The organism is Mesorhizobium sp. M3A.F.Ca.ET.080.04.2.1 (assembly GCF_003952525.1).
In the GTDB taxonomy this organism is placed as follows: domain Bacteria; phylum Pseudomonadota; class Alphaproteobacteria; order Rhizobiales; family Rhizobiaceae; genus Mesorhizobium.
On the sequence record NZ_CP034451.1, the window covers coordinates 4,074,548 to 4,091,271 of the forward strand.

Annotated in this window: 11 protein-coding genes; all 11 read left to right on the plus strand. The window is 60.5% G+C overall.

What is annotated here, in order from left to right; translation table 11 throughout:
• Positions 1-489: 489 nt before the first annotated feature.
• On the plus strand, positions 490-2,796 hold the full coding sequence (locus tag EJ074_RS19405; RefSeq protein ID WP_126080685.1) for a S9 family peptidase: 2,307 nt from the start codon (positions 490-492) through the stop codon (positions 2,794-2,796).
• Between the two features lie 833 nt (positions 2,797-3,629).
• Complete coding sequence (locus tag EJ074_RS19410; protein WP_245454737.1) at positions 3,630-7,151, plus strand: Ulp1 family isopeptidase; 3,522 nt, start codon at positions 3,630-3,632, stop codon at positions 7,149-7,151.
• 206 nt (positions 7,152-7,357) lie between these two features.
• Positions 7,358-9,382 (plus strand): conjugal transfer protein TraG, encoded by a 2,025-nt coding sequence (locus tag EJ074_RS19415; protein WP_024502848.1) that lies wholly within the window; start codon positions 7,358-7,360, stop codon positions 9,380-9,382.
• Positions 9,383-9,498: 116 nt separating this feature from the next.
• Positions 9,499-9,912, plus strand: a complete 414-nt coding sequence (locus EJ074_RS19420; protein WP_095488561.1) for a CopG family transcriptional regulator — start codon at positions 9,499-9,501, stop codon at positions 9,910-9,912.
• Positions 9,909-10,877, plus strand: coding sequence for a P-type conjugative transfer ATPase TrbB (trbB, locus tag EJ074_RS19425; RefSeq protein ID WP_024502850.1), 969 nt, complete (start codon positions 9,909-9,911; stop codon positions 10,875-10,877). The genes EJ074_RS19420 and trbB overlap by 4 nt, the downstream gene beginning before the upstream one ends.
• 12 nt (positions 10,878-10,889) lie before the next feature.
• The gene (locus EJ074_RS19430) at positions 10,890-11,198 is read left to right on the plus strand and encodes a TrbC/VirB2 family protein (RefSeq protein ID WP_126057781.1); all 309 of its coding nucleotides are present in this window, start codon (positions 10,890-10,892) and stop codon (positions 11,196-11,198) included.
• Positions 11,198-11,470, plus strand: coding sequence for a VirB3 family type IV secretion system protein (locus EJ074_RS19435; protein ID WP_024502852.1), 273 nt, complete (start codon positions 11,198-11,200; stop codon positions 11,468-11,470). Before EJ074_RS19430 ends, EJ074_RS19435 begins: the two co-directional genes overlap by 1 nt.
• On the plus strand, positions 11,464-13,914 hold the full coding sequence (gene trbE / locus EJ074_RS19440; protein WP_126057782.1) for a conjugal transfer protein TrbE: 2,451 nt from the start codon (positions 11,464-11,466) through the stop codon (positions 13,912-13,914). The genes EJ074_RS19435 and trbE overlap by 7 nt, the downstream gene beginning before the upstream one ends.
• Positions 13,911-14,636: a P-type conjugative transfer protein TrbJ gene (gene trbJ, locus EJ074_RS19445; RefSeq protein WP_024502854.1), complete on the plus strand. Its 726-nt coding sequence runs from the start codon at positions 13,911-13,913 to the stop codon at positions 14,634-14,636. The genes trbE and trbJ overlap by 4 nt, the downstream gene beginning before the upstream one ends.
• Positions 14,637-14,669: 33 nt before the next feature.
• The gene (trbL, locus tag EJ074_RS19450) at positions 14,670-15,992 is read left to right on the plus strand and encodes a P-type conjugative transfer protein TrbL (protein ID WP_126057783.1); all 1,323 of its coding nucleotides are present in this window, start codon (positions 14,670-14,672) and stop codon (positions 15,990-15,992) included.
• Positions 15,993-16,724 (plus strand): conjugal transfer protein TrbF, encoded by a 732-nt coding sequence (trbF, locus tag EJ074_RS19455; protein ID WP_126063930.1) that lies wholly within the window; start codon positions 15,993-15,995, stop codon positions 16,722-16,724. It abuts the gene before it with no gap.

A 16,724-nucleotide genomic window follows, 5' to 3' on the forward strand; every position in this document is an offset into this window, starting at 1 on the left:
GCCCCGGGACAATATCGTCCGGCATTGTCCGGTGTGCGACGATGTTGGGGATGCGACATAGGCGGATTGCCGTGTATTAAACCGCTTTTCCTTTGGCACGCATATTGCGCCCTATCGGTAAACCTCGTCATGGGCCGGCGGCAATCGCTCGGAGATTGTCGAAATAGCACAATCTGCCGGGGTGACATCCGGCCCGACTAGAGCAGGACCTTTCAGATGATGCAGAAAAGCAAGCGGCCATACTCGCGGGGAAATAGTCGCGTCAGGGCTGCATGGACGCTCTTTCCTGGTTGTTTCGGCGACGGACGCCAACTCTTCAATCGGCACCCGAACCAGTGCCTGGATGTCCAAGGAGCGCCCCTGTTGCGCGTGCCTGGCTGCACCCGCGTGCTGGCTCTCCTCCAAGGCGACGCTCGGCGCTGCTGCAGACCGGCGACGAGAACCCAACTTCAAAATTAGCATTCCGAAAACCGAAAGAAGTGAACAGGTATGTCCAGGATCGGCGCTTTGACGCGCGCGGCATGGCGATCGGCAACTCAGACGCTGGCCAAGGGTTCGAAAAGTTTACACCCGACGCTAGCGCCGGCCGATTTCAAGCGCGCACTTACGATCAACGATCGATATGGCGGGCTCACTGTCAATGTCCCCAAAATGCCTTTCTGGCTGACCGGGGGTGAAGCCTTCGTCTACCGCCGGACTAGCCACGGCGAGCAGCAGTTCATGCAGGTCGATGCTGCCACGGGTTTCAAGCGGCCCGCTTTCGATCAGGCGCGTCTGGCGGCAGCGCTAAACAAGGTGAGCCATGAGAGCTATCAAGCCGGCAATCTTCCGTTCGACCGTTTCGAACTGAGTGAGGATGGTCGCAGGCTCGACTTCCAGATTGAAGACACCCGGTGGAGCTGCGACCTTGCAAGCTATGACTGTACCAGCACCACATTCGATGCAAGGAAAGGGGACCGTAGGGAGCTCAGCCACCGCTACACGCCGCCAGCGGAGAACAACCCCGACAAGAGCAACGCGTCGCCCGACGGCAAATGGATCGCCTATATCAAGAACTGCAACGTTTTCCTGCGCAGCGAGGACGGATTGCAGGATGTTCCTCTGAGCCGGGACGGAGCCGAAGGCAATTGCTACGTCTTTTCGACGCTGAGCTGGTCGCCGGACTCGCGCCACCTCGCCGCTTACCTTGTTCGCCCCGGCTATAGGCGAGAGGTCCGCTACCTCAATTCATCGACGGACCAGTTGGAGCGGGAATATTCAACAATATTCTATCCCAGGCCGGGCGATGTCCTTCCGCTGCCCCAACCAGTCCTGTTCGACATTGCCGGCCGGCGCCAGATCGTGATTGACGGTGCCCTCTTCTCGAACGTCTTCGAACTTTCCCCTCTCCGGTGGTGGGCGGACAGCCGCGGCTTCACTTTCGAATATAACCAGCGCGGGCATCAGCTCTATCGCTTGGTCGAGGTAGACGCCGCCTCGGGCCGCGGGCGCTCCCTGATCGATGAGACCAGCGAGACATTCGTGGATTATTTGCCGCTGGGGCATGGCCAGGAGGATGCCGGAAAAATCTTCCGTTACGATGTCGATGACGGGAAGGAGATCATCTGGGCATCAGAGCGCGACGGGTATGAGCATTTGTATCTTTTCAACGGCCGGACAGGCGCGCTCGAAAACCAGATCACCCGAGGTGAGTGGGTCGTCCGGAGGGTCAACCATGTCGATCCGGTGAAGCGTCAGATCTGGTTCGAGGCGAGCGGGATGAACTCGCAGGAGGACCCCTATTGGGTCCATGCTTACCGCATCGGCTTTGACGGCAAGGGACTGACTGCACTGACGCCCGAACCGGCCAACCACCATATCGAGTTCTCGCCTGACAGGCGCTATTATGTCGATCTCTGGTCACGCATCGATCTGCCCCCGCGCATGGCACTCTACCGCGCCAGCGACAATGCCAAGCTCCAGCAGATCGAGACGGCCGACATTTCCGAGCTCGTCGCCGCAGGCTGGCAGCCGCCGCTCAGTTTCCATTCCAAGGGGCGCGACGGCAAAACTGACATCTGGGGTGTGCTCCACCTGCCAGCCAACTTCGACCCGACGAAGAAATACCCGGTTGTGGAGAATATCTATGCTGGACCCCACGGCTCCTTCGTCCCAAAATCCTTCTCGCGGTGGACAGAGCCGCTCACGCAGCTGGGCTTCGTCGTTGCTCAGATCGACGGCATGGGCACCAACAACCGCTCCCGCGCCTTCCATGATGTTGCTTGGAAGAATCTGAAGGACGCAGGATTTCCCGATCGCATTCTGTGGCACAAGGCGGCGGCCGCGCAATATCCATGGTACGACATATCCAACGTCGGCATTTTTGGCGCATCCGCCGGCGGCCAGAGTGCAGTCAGCGCGCTGCTCTTTCACCCCGATTTCTACAAGGTCGCCGTCGCCAAAAACGGCTGCTTCGACAACAGGATAGACAAGACCTGGTGGAATGAACTGTGGATGGGGTGGCCGGTCGGCATTGAATATTCGCAATCCTCCGCCGTTGACAATGCTCACAGGCTGCAGGGCAAGCTGATGATCGCGGTCGGCGAAATGGATGATAATGTCGATCCGTTTTGCTCGTTCCAGCTTGCCGATCGACTCATCAAGGCAGGAAAAGATTTTGACATTGTCTACGTTCCTGGTGCCAATCACCATACTCTAGGCACCTACACCGAGCGCAAACTCCTAGACTTCTTCGTTCGCAACATTCTCGGTCAGACCCCGCCCGACTGGAACAGCAAACCGATCGAGCTGGAGTAGCTTGTGGCTCTTGCAATTGTTAGCTCGCCTTATCGGCTGTAATCAGGGCGAGGCGCGAGCAAATCTGCACCGAAGGACGATCGTGGAGTCTAGGACTTGCGCTGCGTATTGAGGATAGGCTCGCCGCGACGTTGGTCTGAGCAAACTGCTTGATAGGCACGCCTGCAGACCGCGTGTGTGCGATTGCAAGATCCCCTATCAGCCTGGTGTGAAGCGTTCAGGGGAAAAGCCGCACCCAACGCCGCTTCCGCTCGCCGTAACGCTACGGCGGTGCGGCCCACCCGATCCGCTCGACGAGCATAGGAACACATAGGTCCCCGAACGGACGATTACCTTGGCAATAGAAGACCCTCGTCGGTCATCGCCGCTGTGGGTGGCAGCCCGTCGGTCTGGAGCTGCCACGATTCTCATCCTCGCGTCACATATGAGCTGAAGCTTTCCGGATCGGGTATCCAATCGGCATCCAGTTGCTCGGCGATATGGTTGAATTCTACCTCAGGACAAGAGTGAGTAGAGCAGCCCCGCTACGAAAATCCTATCCTGGTTCGTTTGACGCATCGACTATTCAGATTGATTGGCGTGATACCCGGCGCGGCCGCAACACGCTAGGCCGTCAACCGCTGAGCAGAAAACCAGCCTTCGCCTTCCGCGGCGGCGGACCTCGTCAGCCTTTCGAAAGCTTGCCTGAGTAGGTTGCTCATGTGATCTGTGGAAGTGAGGCTAGCGTGCACCCGTACAAACTGGACATTCATCGTAGCAGCTTGGCTGCAGGTGCAGCACGCCGTACCGCACGAGCAAGCGGACAAGCCGGCCAAGCCGGTTTTGAGCAGCACTTGGGCGAATTGCAGGCGGCGGATGAGTTGATGAGTGCACCAGGCGAGGATGTCCTCGTCAATGGCTCGCATGGCAAAGGTGAGTTGAGACCAACGAAGAGGCAGAGGATCCAAAGCAATCTGCAGCATGCTGTCACTGAGCGGCAACCAGGTCAGGTTGGTGACTCAGGCGCTCGCGCGATGATGCAACTCCCTGCCCATCAGGTGGGTACATCGGAACGGGAGGCGCAGCTCGCGATGCAGGGGGATGAGCACGAATACACCCCAGCGCCGCATCTCGATGGGTCGATGCCCTCGACAGTGCAGCCGGATCGTCCAATTGTGGCCCCCGACGGTGCCGACAAGCGTCCTGTTTATTCCAACGATGCCACCGCCATCGAAGGGCTGAAGTCTGCACTCCTTGCGGGTAAAGCCAGGCCGGACACGGTCACTCGCAGCGCAAATTCTCTTTTCGGCTTTAGTCGTTGGCTCTTTCAAAACAAAAAGCCAGGGTTTGCTGCTCGGCTTTACCATCCGTCGCTGAGCCAGGATCTCGAGGAGTACGAGAGTAGGGGTGGTTCCTCCACAGTGGCTGGCGCACTGCGTCAACTGATGAAGCCGATAGGCGGAGCCGCCCCGATTGTGGGTCGCGCTGTCCTGAACCCCCATCCTGACGACGCCGCGCTCACTAGACATTTCAGATCCGCGAGCGGCTACGCAACTGCTCTTAACCATTTCAGTCATTACCTACGTCAAAATGACAAGCTCGGGATTGCGGGCCGGATTTACGATGAATCGCTGGATAAAGATGTTGAGAGCTACAAGGCCGCCTCCTCTACTCGTGGAGCTCCGATCGAATCTGCACTGGTTTATATCCGCAAGCACCCGCCGCGCGTTATACTCGGGAGTCATCTGGAAAACGCGGTCAGCATGGAGGCTCGTCCCCGTGGCGACGCTGCTCAGCATACCGCACCACAGCAGGGATTCGATTGGCCAGAGGAGCTCCTGCCGGTAGGTTATAAGGAGGGCACCGATCTACCATTGTCTCTCGCCCCAACCGCGCACCAACACCAAGCACCCGACTTTGGAGAGGCCGTCCCTCACTTGAACTGGCGCCACGGCGACCAGGGCGCCCCGGAGGGGCTGGTAGCTGCACGGGACAGGAGCAGCCCGCTGCCAAGCGAGGCGGTGCCACATAAATCTGGACGGGGACTCGCTACGCAGCCCAGATTGTGGGCGGAGAAATCCGCCTCGCCAGAGCTCTTTCGACGGCGGGCGGAGCAGGCTCTGCCGGCGTCCGCCAGAGGTGTGGAGACATCCTCCGCGGTTGATGAAGCCGCCGCTCGCCAAGCTTTGGCTTGGTTGCAGCAGGAGATGGAGGGGATCGAACCGATGCAGGATCCTCATAAGGTGGCTACACCGGAATCTGAGGCGCAGCTCGTCAGGCAGAGGGATGAACACGAATCCACCCCAGCACCGCATCCCGGAGGTGGTGGTTCGATGTCCTCGACAGTGCAGCCGGATCGTCCAATTGTAGTCCCCAACGGTTCCGACAAGCGTCCTGTCTATTCCAACGATGCGACCGCTATCGAAGGGCTGAGGGCAGCATTCCACGCGGGTAAGGCCAGCGCGAACACGGTCACTTTCAATGTAAATTCTCTTTTCGGCTTTAGTCGGTGGCTCCTTCAAAACAACAAGCCAGGGTTTGCTGCTCGGCTTTACCATTCGTCGCTGGATCAGGATCTCAAGGAGTACGAGAGTACGGGTGGTTCCTCCACCGTGGCTGGCGCACTGCGTTACCTCAAGAAGTCGACAAGCGGAGCCCCGATTATGGGTCGCCCTCTCGTGATCCCCTATCCTGACGATGCCGAGCTCATTAGAGATTACAGAGCCGCTTCGACCAAGGAGTACCTGGCAGCGCCTGCGACCGGACGGAATCCAGATACCGTGGGCGGCTATACAAATTTTCTTAGACATTTTAGCCAGTATCTGCGTCAAAATAACAAGCCTGGGATTGCCGCTCGGATTCACGACAAATCGCTGGATAAAGATGTTGAGAGCTTCAAGGCTGTCTCCTATGGTAATAGACTAAGTATCGGTTCTGCATTGGCTCACCTCCGGGATATCCTGCCGCGCATTGTGCTCGGGCGCGAAACTGTCCTTGCTGCTCATCCGGCAGACGCAGTCACCAGGCGCGTTGGGGCCGCTGCTGAAGCTGGGCCAGCGGCACCGGCAAGAGCTCCCCAACCCGCCTCGCCAGCAACCGCTAAGCTGCCAGGCACCTACCGCGGCCTTCCACTGGTTGATGTGACCACACTGACGACCAGTTCCTCTGGGGCTCAGATCGGGGCGCTCGATCCGACAGCCCCGTCCAACGTTGCAACGGGGCGGGTGCTCGGCGCCGCCGAATGGCTGAGCGACGCCCATGTCCAGAGAGATTACAATTTGCTGGAGCGGCAACTGCAGGGGATCAATCCGGCGCTCGCTGCCCGGACTCGGCTGGTGGATCCTTCCGTATCCCATCTACTGCGACACACGTCGCCGCAAGACGCTCGAGGCATATTGCAGTCCATCTATAATCAAAACAACGCCACAGCCGACTTCCTGTTCTTGCCAGTGAATAATGGCACGGCTACTAGCCCCGGCACCCATTGGTCGCTGCTGCTCGTTGATCGCCGCGACCCCGAAAGGCGGTTCGCCTATCACTACGACTCCCTCCAGCGAGAGGGATATAACGACGTGCCTGCAAAACAGCTCGCAGGACTGCTGAATGCTACCTTGGCGCCAGCCCCCATGGCCAGACAGACGAACCATTATGATTGCGGCGTATTTGTCCTGGAGGGCACGTGGGCGCTGGTTGAACGATTGGTGAAAGGGCAGCGGCCAGACCACGAGCCGCTGCCCCTCGACAACCTCGTTGCCGATCGGCAGGCGCTGCAAGACCGGCTAAGGAGGCGCTTGCCGCACGAGGAAGAGCCGCGGCAGCTGCTGGAGGATGAACCCGCCTCCCCACCGATGATGGCATTCGAGCCAGGGGAACTGCGGCAACTGTTGGAAGACGAGCCTGACTCCCCACCAATGATGGCGTTCGAGTCAGGGGAACTGCGGCAACTGTTGGAAGACGAGCCTGCCTCCCCACCAATGATGGCGTTCGAGTCAGGGGAACTGCGGCAACTGTTGGAGGACGAGCCTGCCTCCCCACCAATGATGGCGTTCGAGCCAGGGGAACTGCGGCAGCTGTTGGAGGATGAACCCGCTTCCCCACCGATGATGGCGTTCGAGCCAGGGGAACTGCGGCAGCTGTTGGAGGATGAACCCGCTTCCCCACCGATGATGGCGTTCGAGCCAGGGGAACTGCGGCAACTGTTGGAAGACGAGCCTGCCTCCCCACCAATGATGGCGTTCGAGCCAGGGGAACTGCGGCAACTGTTGAATGATGAGCCTGCCTCCACTTGGGCACAAATCAATTCGACCCCACATGCGCGAGCGGACGGTGTTCATCAGCCAGCCCAGGCGCCCTGGCTCCCTGAACGCAGAAGATAACTTTGCGGAGGAGCGGTCACGCAACTGTCGGCGGCGCCGGGCCTCAGGGTGAATGGAGAGGATGGTGTCGCGTGAAGGCGCAACACGCGTGCTGACCGACCTGCATAGTAGGAAGTCGTTCATTGCTCCCAAATCGTATGTGAGGAACATTCCTGTCCCGGCTGCACCGCGCGATGCTAGGTCGCGTTGTTCAGCGGGCCAAGCCGATGACACCTACGAAGCTACTGATCGGGCAGATCGCCGTTGTGTGCGCAATTGTCATTATCGGCGTATGGACGGCAACCCAATGGTGCGCTCAAATGCTGACCTACCAGACGCCTCTCGGCGCACCATGGTTTCTCTTCGCCGGCTGGCCAATCTACAAGCCGTGGAAGCTGTTTGAATGGTGGTTCCACTTCGATGCTTATGCGCCGGAGGTCTTCGACAAAGCCGGTACGCTTGCAGGCGCCAGCGGATTCCTGGGCTGTGCCGCCGCAATCGCAGGCTCGCTTTTGCGCGCGCGACAGCGCGGGTCGGTTACGACCTATGGGTCTTCACGGTGGGCCACGACTCATGAGGTCGAGACGGCAGGGTTGTTACGGCCGGCGGGCGTTTTCCTCGGTAGGCTGAACGATCGCTATCTGCGCCATGACGGCCCGGAGCACGTCATGGCATTTGCGCCGACGCGTTCGGGCAAGGGCGTGGGGCTGGTTGTTCCAACGCTACTTTCCTGGACCGGGTCTGCCATCATTCATGATATAAAAGGCGAAAATTGGCAGTTGACCTCCGGCTGGCGGTCGAAATTCTCGTACTGCCTTCTGTTCAATCCGACCGACCCGAGATCGGCACGCTACAACCCGCTGCTGGAGGTGCGCAAAGGCCCAGATGAGATCCGGGACGTTCAAAACATCGCCGACATCCTCGTCGATCCCGAGGGCGCGCTGGAGCGACGGAATCACTGGGAGAAGACCAGCCATTCACTCCTAGTTGGCGCCATTTTGCACGTGCTCTACGCTGAAGAGGACAAGACGCTAGCCCGCGTCGCCACCTTCCTGTCGGACCCGCAACGCTCGTTTGCCGCAACGCTACGGCGGATGATGACGACAAACCATCTCGGGACGGGGCATAACCCTCAGGTCCATCCCGTAGTGGCCTCGGCGGCTCGCGAACTCCTGAACAAGTCGGAAAACGAGCGCTCAGGCGTCCTCTCGACCGCCATGTCCTTTCTTGGGCTTTATCGTGATCCAACGGTCGCGGCGGCCACTTCGTCCTGCGACTGGCGCATCGCTGACCTAGTGGATGGAGAGCGACCGCTGTCGCTCTATCTGGTCGTGCCGCCTTCGGATATCTCGCGCACCAAGCCTTTGGTGCGACTGATCTTGAACCAGATCGGCAGGCGGTTGACGGAGCGTCTGGAGGGGGACCCGAAGAAGAGCCGTAAGCATCAGCTGCTCATGATGCTGGACGAGTTTCCGGCGCTCGGTCGCCTCGACTTCTTCGAAACGGCGCTCGCCTTCATGGCAGGTTATGGCATTCGCTCCTATCTGATCGCACAATCTTTGAACCAGGTTTCAAAGGCCTATGGCGAGAACAATGCTATTCTCGACAATTGCCACGTGCGAATTGCCTTTTCCTCCAATGACGAACGCACGGCCAAGCGCATCTCGGATGCCCTCGGCACCGCAACCGAACTTAGGTCGATGCGCAACTATGCGGGCCATCGGCTTGCGCCCTGGCTTTCACATGTCATGGTGAGCCGCCAGGAAACCGCGCGCCCGCTCCTGACGCCAGGCGAGGTGATGCAATTGCCGCCGTCAGACGAATTGGTCCTGGTTTCTGGGTTGCCGCCGATCCGCGCCAAGAAGCTGCGCTATTATCAGGATCAGAATTTCACAGATCGGGTGCTGCCTGCGCCGGTGCTGCACGACGGACCCTATGCGGACTGCCCTGCATCACGCCCGGACGGCTGGACTGGACAAGTGTGCAGCGTCGATAGCCGACTTGCTGCGGACGAGGAAAGCGCCGACGCGCCAGTTGAAGACGAGGGAGGCGTTCAGCAGCAACGCCATCCAAGCCTGCCCGAAGAAGACGTTGTTGTCTCTCAAGAGCCCGATCAGGCCGATCTGTACAAGCCCGCAGACGATGACAGCGAAGCGCTCGCGGACAAGCGTGTCATGGATCGGATTTCCACTGCGGCCCGCGCCTACGGTATCAACGAGGGCAGGGGCGACGATGTCATTCCCGGCTTCTGAAGTCCGCTGAGTTGCAGAGCGCACCTCAGCGTAGATAACGGCCATAAGCAATTTTGAGCGTCTGGCCGATGCTTCTCCCGTCGCCGGCGCAACGCCGGGCCGTCGGAACGAGCCGCATGAAGCCGCACCGCATTCGCCATCAGTTTCTGCTTGAGCCGGAGCTCAGCGAGAAACTGGACAACCTCAGTCGCGATCCGTCAACGACCAAATCAGCGATCGTGGCGAAGGCGATCGAGGCGTTCATCGAGCGGCGTGGCGAGAGCGAGTTCGATCGGCGCTACGGCGTAAGGCTTGACCGGCTCTCCCGCGATCTTGCCCACGTCAGGCGCGATTCCGAGGTGATCCTGGAGAGCCTGGCGCTCTTCATCCGCTTTTCGATCACCCTTCACGCCCACACGCCGGTCCCGGATCGGGCAACGCAGGCTATTGCCCAAGAGCGTTTCGAGAAATTCGTTGAGAAGGTCGGCCGCCAGATCGCTTCCGGCAAAAAGTCGCTTAGCAAAGACAATGGTGGGGGAGGGGAAGGATGAGCTCTCATCCCGAGGCCGACCACCGGCGGCGTGTCATGCTGCGCACCGCCATGGGTCCGGCAATCACCGAAGCCCTGGCCGATCCGTCCGTCATCGAGGTGATGGTCAATCCCGACGGCGCGCTGCGACTCGACCGGTTAGGCGAAGGTCGGGTCGATACCGACGTTCACATGCACCCGTCCGAGGCAGAACGTATCATCCGCCTGGTTGCTTCGCACGTGCGCGCCGAGGCGCACGCCGACAACCCGATCGTCAGTGCCGAATTGCCGTCTGGCGAACGCTTCGAAGGCCTGCTGCCACCTGTGGTGTTGGCGCCATGTTTTGCCATCCGCAAGCCCGCCGCGAAAGTCTACACCCTGGCCGACTATGTTGCCGAACGCATCATGCTGCCGCTGCAGGCCGATGCGCTGAAAAAGGCCGTCCGCGAGCGGCGCAACATGCTGATCGCCGGCGGCACTTCCTCGGGGAAGACAACACTCGCCAACGCTCTGCTGGCTGAAGTCGCCGAATGCGACGATCGGGTGATCCTGATCGAGGACACACGCGAACTGCAGTGCGCGGCCAGGGACTGCGTTGCCCTGAGAACAAGGCGGGGCTCGGTCACCCTTGCCGATCTCGTGCGCTCGACGCTGAGGCTCAGGCCGGACCGCATCATCGTGGGCGAGGTGAGGGGCGCGGAAGCGCTCGACATGCTGAAGGCATGGAACACCGGGCACCCAGGCGGCATCGCTACCGTACACGCCAATTCCGCGCGCTCGGCTCTCTATCGCATTGAGCAACTCGCCCAGGAAGCGGTGGTCACCGTTCCCCGCCGGCTCATCGCTGAGGCGATAGATCTGATCGTCTTCATAGCGGGACGCGGCTCGTCGCGCCACATCGACGCAATCGCCGAGGTCACCGGTCTCGACGGCAGCGGCGATTACGCCGTTGCCCCGCTCACGCTTTCGCAACTCCAGCAGCTTTGAAAGGCCTTCCTCATGCGCAAGAAGCTTCGCTTTCTTTCGTCCACAGCGCTCGCGTTTCTTAACACGGCCCCGGTTTATGCCGCCGGCTCCGGCATGCCGTGGGAGCAGCCGCTGCAGCAGATCCTGGAGTCCGTGCAGGGACCGGTCGCCAAGATCGTTGCGGTGATCATCATTATCACCACCGGCCTGACGCTTGCCTTCGGCGACACCGCCGGTGGTTTTCGGCGCCTGATTCAGATCGTCTTCGGTCTGTCAATCGCCTTCGCGGCATCGAGCTTCTTCCTCTCCTTCTTCTCCTTCGGTGGTGGGGCGCTCGTCTGATGGCCGCCGGGGAGCAGCATATCGAGGGCTTCGCAGTACCGGTCCACCGGGCGCTGACCGAGCCGATCCTGCTCGGCGGGGCTCCGCGCGCGGTGGCGATCCTCAACGGTACAGTGGCCGCGGCCATTGGCTTCGGCTTGCAGCAATGGATTGCTGGTCTGGTGCTTTGGATCGCAGGCCACTCGTTAGCGGTGTTTGCCGCAAGACGCGATCCGGACTTCGCCAGCGTGCTTGTGCGCCACCTACGTCTGAAGGGGTGGCTTGCATGCTGAACCTTTCGGAATATCGAAGCAAAGCCGACCGGCTTGCCGACCATCTACCCTGGGCTGCCTTGGTGGCGCCCGGCATCGTGCTCAACAAGGACGGCAGCTTTCAGCGGACGTTGCGGTTCCGCGGCCCGGATCTCGAAAGTGCGACGGAGGCTGAACTCGTCGGCATTTGCGCCCGGGCGAACAATGCTCTCAGACGCCTTGGCTCTGGCTGGGCATTGTTCTTTGAGGCCGAGCGCACAGAAGCGCTGGGCTATCCGAACTCGCATTTTCCTGACGCCGCGTCGTGGCTGGTCGACGAAGAACGCCGCGCTGCTTTCGAGGGGAAGGTAGCGCACTACGAGAGCCGCTATCATCTGACCTTGGTGTTTATGCCACCGCCGGACGCCCAGGCGCGCGCAGAAAGCGCGCTCGTCGACTCTCATTATTCCCGAGGAGAAAGAGACTGGCGCCAGGATCTGGCGAGGTTCCGTGACGAGACCAACCGCGTGCTCGATCTCTTCTCGGGTTTCATGTCCGAAGTACGCGTCCTCGATGATGCTCAGACGTTGACCTACCTCCACGGCACGATTTCGCCTCGTCGCCATCCTATCATGGCCCCGGAAACGCCGATATATCTGGATGCAATCCTGGTCGATGCGCCGCTTACCGGTGGCCTGGAGCCGATGCTGGGTGAGCAGCATCTTCGCACACTGACCATCCTCGGCTTTCCGAACCTCACCCGGCCCGGAATCCTCGATACCCTCAATCATCAGGATTTCGCCTATCGCTGGATGACGCGCTTCATTCCGCTCGAGAAAACGGAAGCCACGAAGACGCTGACGCGATTGCGCCGGCAGTGGTTTGCCAAGCGCAAATCGATCGTGGCAATCCTACGCGAGGTCATTACCAACGAGCCGGTCCCGCTTGTCGATAACGATGCCGACAACAAGGCGCTCGATGCCGACGAAGCCCTTCAGGCATTGGGCGGTGATCATGTGAGTTTCGGCTATCTCACCACCACCGTGACGGTGTGGGGCGAGGATCGCCAAGCCGCTGCAGAGAAGCTTCGCGCGGTCGAGCGCATCATCAATGGGCTCGGCTTCACCACGATCCGAGAAGGCGTCAATGCGGTCGAGGCTTGGCTCGGCTCATTGCCTGGCCATGTCTACGCTAACGTTCGCCAACCGCTCGTTCATACATTGAACCTTGCCCATCTCATGCCGCTGTCGTCGGTTTGGGCCGGTCCTGCGACAAACGAGCATCTCGCGAAAGTCACCCAAACCGAAGCGCCACCGCTTTTCGTTGCCGAGACCAGTGGGTCGACACCGTTTCGGCTTTCCACCCACGTCGAAGATGTCGGCCACATGCTGGTTGTTGGTCCGACCGGCGCCGGCAAGTCGGTTCTGCTTGCTCTGATTGCTCTGCAGTTCAGGCGCTATGCCGGCGCCCAGGTTTATGTCTTCGACAAAGGCAATTCGGCCCGTGCTGCAACACTTGCCATGGGTGGAGAACACCACGCGCTAGGAGCGGACGGTTCCCTTGCCTTTCAGCCACTGCGCAGCATCAACGACCAGGCTAGCCGAAGCTGGGCGGCCGAATGGATCGCCAGCCTTGTTGCCCACGAGAACGTCACCGTCACGCCGGAGGTGAAGGAGGCTATTTGGTCAGCGCTGGCCAGCCTTGCCACCGCGCCGGCGCAGGAACGCACACTGACCGGTCTTTCGGTCCTGCTTCAATCCAATGCGCTGAAGACCGCATTGATGCCCTACACGCTCGACGGTCCCTTCGGCCGCCTGCTCGATGCCGATCATGATGGGCTGGCCTTGTCGGATGTGCAGTGTTTCGAGACCGAGGAGTTAATGCACAGCCAAGGCGCTTTGCTGCCGGTGCTTACCTATCTGTTCCAGCGACTTGAGGAACGGTTCGACGGACGGCCCACGCTGATCATGCTCGACGAGGCGTGGGTCTATCTCGACAATCCGCTGTTCGCCGCCCGCATCCGCGAATGGCTGAAGGTGCTGCGAAAGAAGAACGTGTCGGTTGTCTTCGCTACGCAGTCGCTGGCTGATATCGCGGGCTCTGGCATAGCGCCGGCAATCATCGAAAGCTGCCCGCAGCGCATTTTCCTTCCCAATGATCGTGCCGTGGAACCCCAGGCGCGCACAGCCTACGAGCGCTTCGGTTTAAGCGAGCGGCAGATCGAATTGATCGCCCGCGCCACGCCGAAGCGTCAGTATTATCTGCAATCGCGCCGCGGCAACCGTCTGTTCGAGCTCGAGCTTGGCCCCATCGCTCTTGCGCTTTGCGGTGCTTCCGATCCGGCCACGCAGACTCTGATCGACAGGATCATGTCCGAAGACGGGCAAGGCAGCTTTGCCTCGCAGTTCCTGATCGCGCGCGGCCTCGATTGGGCCGGCGAACTTCTCAAGCAATTCCCTCAACCAGACAAGGAGCAATTCTCATGATGCGGCGACGCCTTCTCTCCGGCCTGATCACCGTTTCCCTGATCGCCAAGCCTATGGCCGACTATGTGCAGCCCGCGTACGCCCTTATCGTGTTCGATCCGTCCAATTATGCGCAGAACGTGCTGACGGCCGCGCGCGCATTGGAGCAGATCAACAACCAAATCCAGTCGCTGCAGAATCAGGCGACCATGCTGCAGAACATGGCGCGCAATCTTCAGCGTCTGGATTTCTCTTCCGTTGGCCAACTCACCGGTTCGCTCCATCGCATCGACGGCTTGATGGACCAGGCGAGTGGCCTCAGCTTTGATCTGGGCAAGCTTCAAGACCAGTGGCGCAGCCAATATCCGGAAAGCTACGACGCCACGATCAAAGTCAGCGATGTGGCGAGTGCTGCGCGGGAGCGTTGGCAAACCGCCATGCAGGCGTTCCGCCAGACCATGGGTGTCCAGTCGCAAATCGTCGAGAACGTCCGCGCCGACGGCGATCTGCTCGCCGATCTCGTCAACCGCAGCCAAGGGGCGGCCGGTGCGCTTCAGGCAAGCCAGGCCACCAACCAGCTGATGGCGCTTTCGACAAAACAGCAGATGCAGATCCAGACGCTGCTCGCAACGCAGTTTCGAGCTGAGGCCGAGGATGCCGCCCGCAAGGCCCAGTCAGACGAAGCCGCCCGCGAGATGACGAAGCGGTTCTTGGGTACCGGCTCGGCTTATCCCGGCAATTAATCACGAGTTCATCACGACGAGAAAGGCAGCGGCATGAACGACCTTGGCGTCATCGATCGCTTCATGGAGACCTTCATCCGCTACATCGACAGCGGGTTCGGTCTGCTATCGGGCGACCTCGCCTTCCTCACTACCATTCTGATCGGCATTGACATCACACTTGCCGGCCTGGCGTGGGCGCTCGGCGACGAAACCAGCGTTCTCGGCCGGCTTGTCCGCAAGGTGCTCTATGTTGGCGTCTTCGCCTTCATTCTGAACAATTTCAAGAACCTCGCCGATATCGTTTATCGTTCTTTTGCCGGTCTCGGGATTAAGGCGTCGGCCGGCAATCTGTCGGCAGACAATCTCTTGCGCCCGGGCCGCATTGCCGCGACCGGTTTCGAAGGTGCTTGGCCAATGCTTGACCAAGCCAGTCAGCTCCTGGGCTTCCCGGAAATCTTCGGCAACGCACTGACCATCTTCGTGCTGCTGATGGCCTGGTTCCTGGTTATCATCGCCTTCTTCATCCTTTCCATCCAGCTTTTCATCACCATCCTAGAGTTCAAGCTCACCACGCTGGCAGGTTTTGTTTTGGTTCCATTCGCACTTTGGAACCGTTCAGCGTTCCTGGCCGAACGCGTGCTCGGCCATGTTATCTCGTCAGGCATCAAGGTGATGGTGCTCGCCGTCATTGTCGGTATCGGCTCCACGCTCTTCGGGGAGTTCGCTTCCGCATTGCAAGGCAAGGAGCCGGATCTTGCCGGTGCCATGTCCCAGGTACTGGGCGCACTGGCACTGCTTGGCCTTGGCATTTTTGGGCCGGGGATCGCGTCGGGTCTTGTCTCAGGCGCACCGCAGCTTGGGGCGGGCGCCGCCCTCGGCACGACCGCGGCGGCAGCGGGTGTATCACTCGTTGCTGGAGGCACAGCATTTGCTGGCGCGCGTATGGCAACCAGCGGCGGTCTCGCCGCCATCCGAGCCGGCACAACAATGGGATCGGCTGCTTCCACGTCATGGCAGATCGGGCGCGCAACCTCGCCCGACGCTGGCCTCTCCGGTGTGGCTGCTGGAATGCATGGTGTAACCAGTGCAGCTGGCGGCGCCGCTATACGCATAGCGCGATCCGCCACTGCAAGTGTTGGGCGCAACGCCGATGCCGGGCGCGATGCCGCGTGGACCGCGACCGGCGGCGCGCCGACAGCGTCAATGACCGAACGCTCTGCCGGTTCGGCCACTGTTTCGGCGCCGACGTGGGCAAGGCGCCTACGTTCTGAACAGACCGCCCGGGCAAATCGCCACGCTGCCATGCAAGCTGTCCGAGACGGAGACCGGCCGGGAGGCAGCGCCAACCCCTCTCTCAACGACAAGGATGACTAGATGCTCTTCAAGCGACCCGTGCACCGTTACGGCAAAACACCCGAACCGGTCACGCCGTATCAAAAAGCCGCCCAACTGTGGGACGAGCGCATCGGCTCATCTCGACTGCAGGCCAGGAACTGGCGGATCATGGCCCTTGGCTGCCTGGCCTTGGCGACCGGGCTTTCCGGCGGACTCGTATGGCAGTCGATGCAAAGCCGTGTCGTGCCTTATGTCGTCGAGGTCGATGGCTTCGGCGAGACGCGCGCCGTCGCGCCGGCGGTCCGGAATTATGAGCCCTCGGATGCTCAGATCGCCTGGCATCTCGGCCGCTTCATCCAGAATGTCCGTTCCGTTTCCACCGATCCGGTTTTGGTTCGGCAGAACTGGTTGGCAGCGTACGACTTTGCTAGCGATCGCGCAGCGCTCTTCCTCAACGAATACGCCAAGGCGAACGACCCCTTCGGTCAGATCGGAACGCGCAGTGTTTCGGTACAGGTCACCAGCGTGGTCAGAGCCTCCGAAAGTTCATTCCAGGTCAAATGGACCGAGCAGGTGTTTGAGCGCGGAAGCCTTGCCAGCACGATGCGCTGGACTGCGATCCTCACGATCGTGATCCGCTCGCCAAGCAATACGGATCAGCTGCGCAAGAATCCGCTCGGCGTCTTCATCAATGCCATTGACTGGTCACGCGAGCTCGACAGCGCCGTCCCAGCCCCCCTTTCTCCGACGGAGTCCACCAATGAAAGGTAA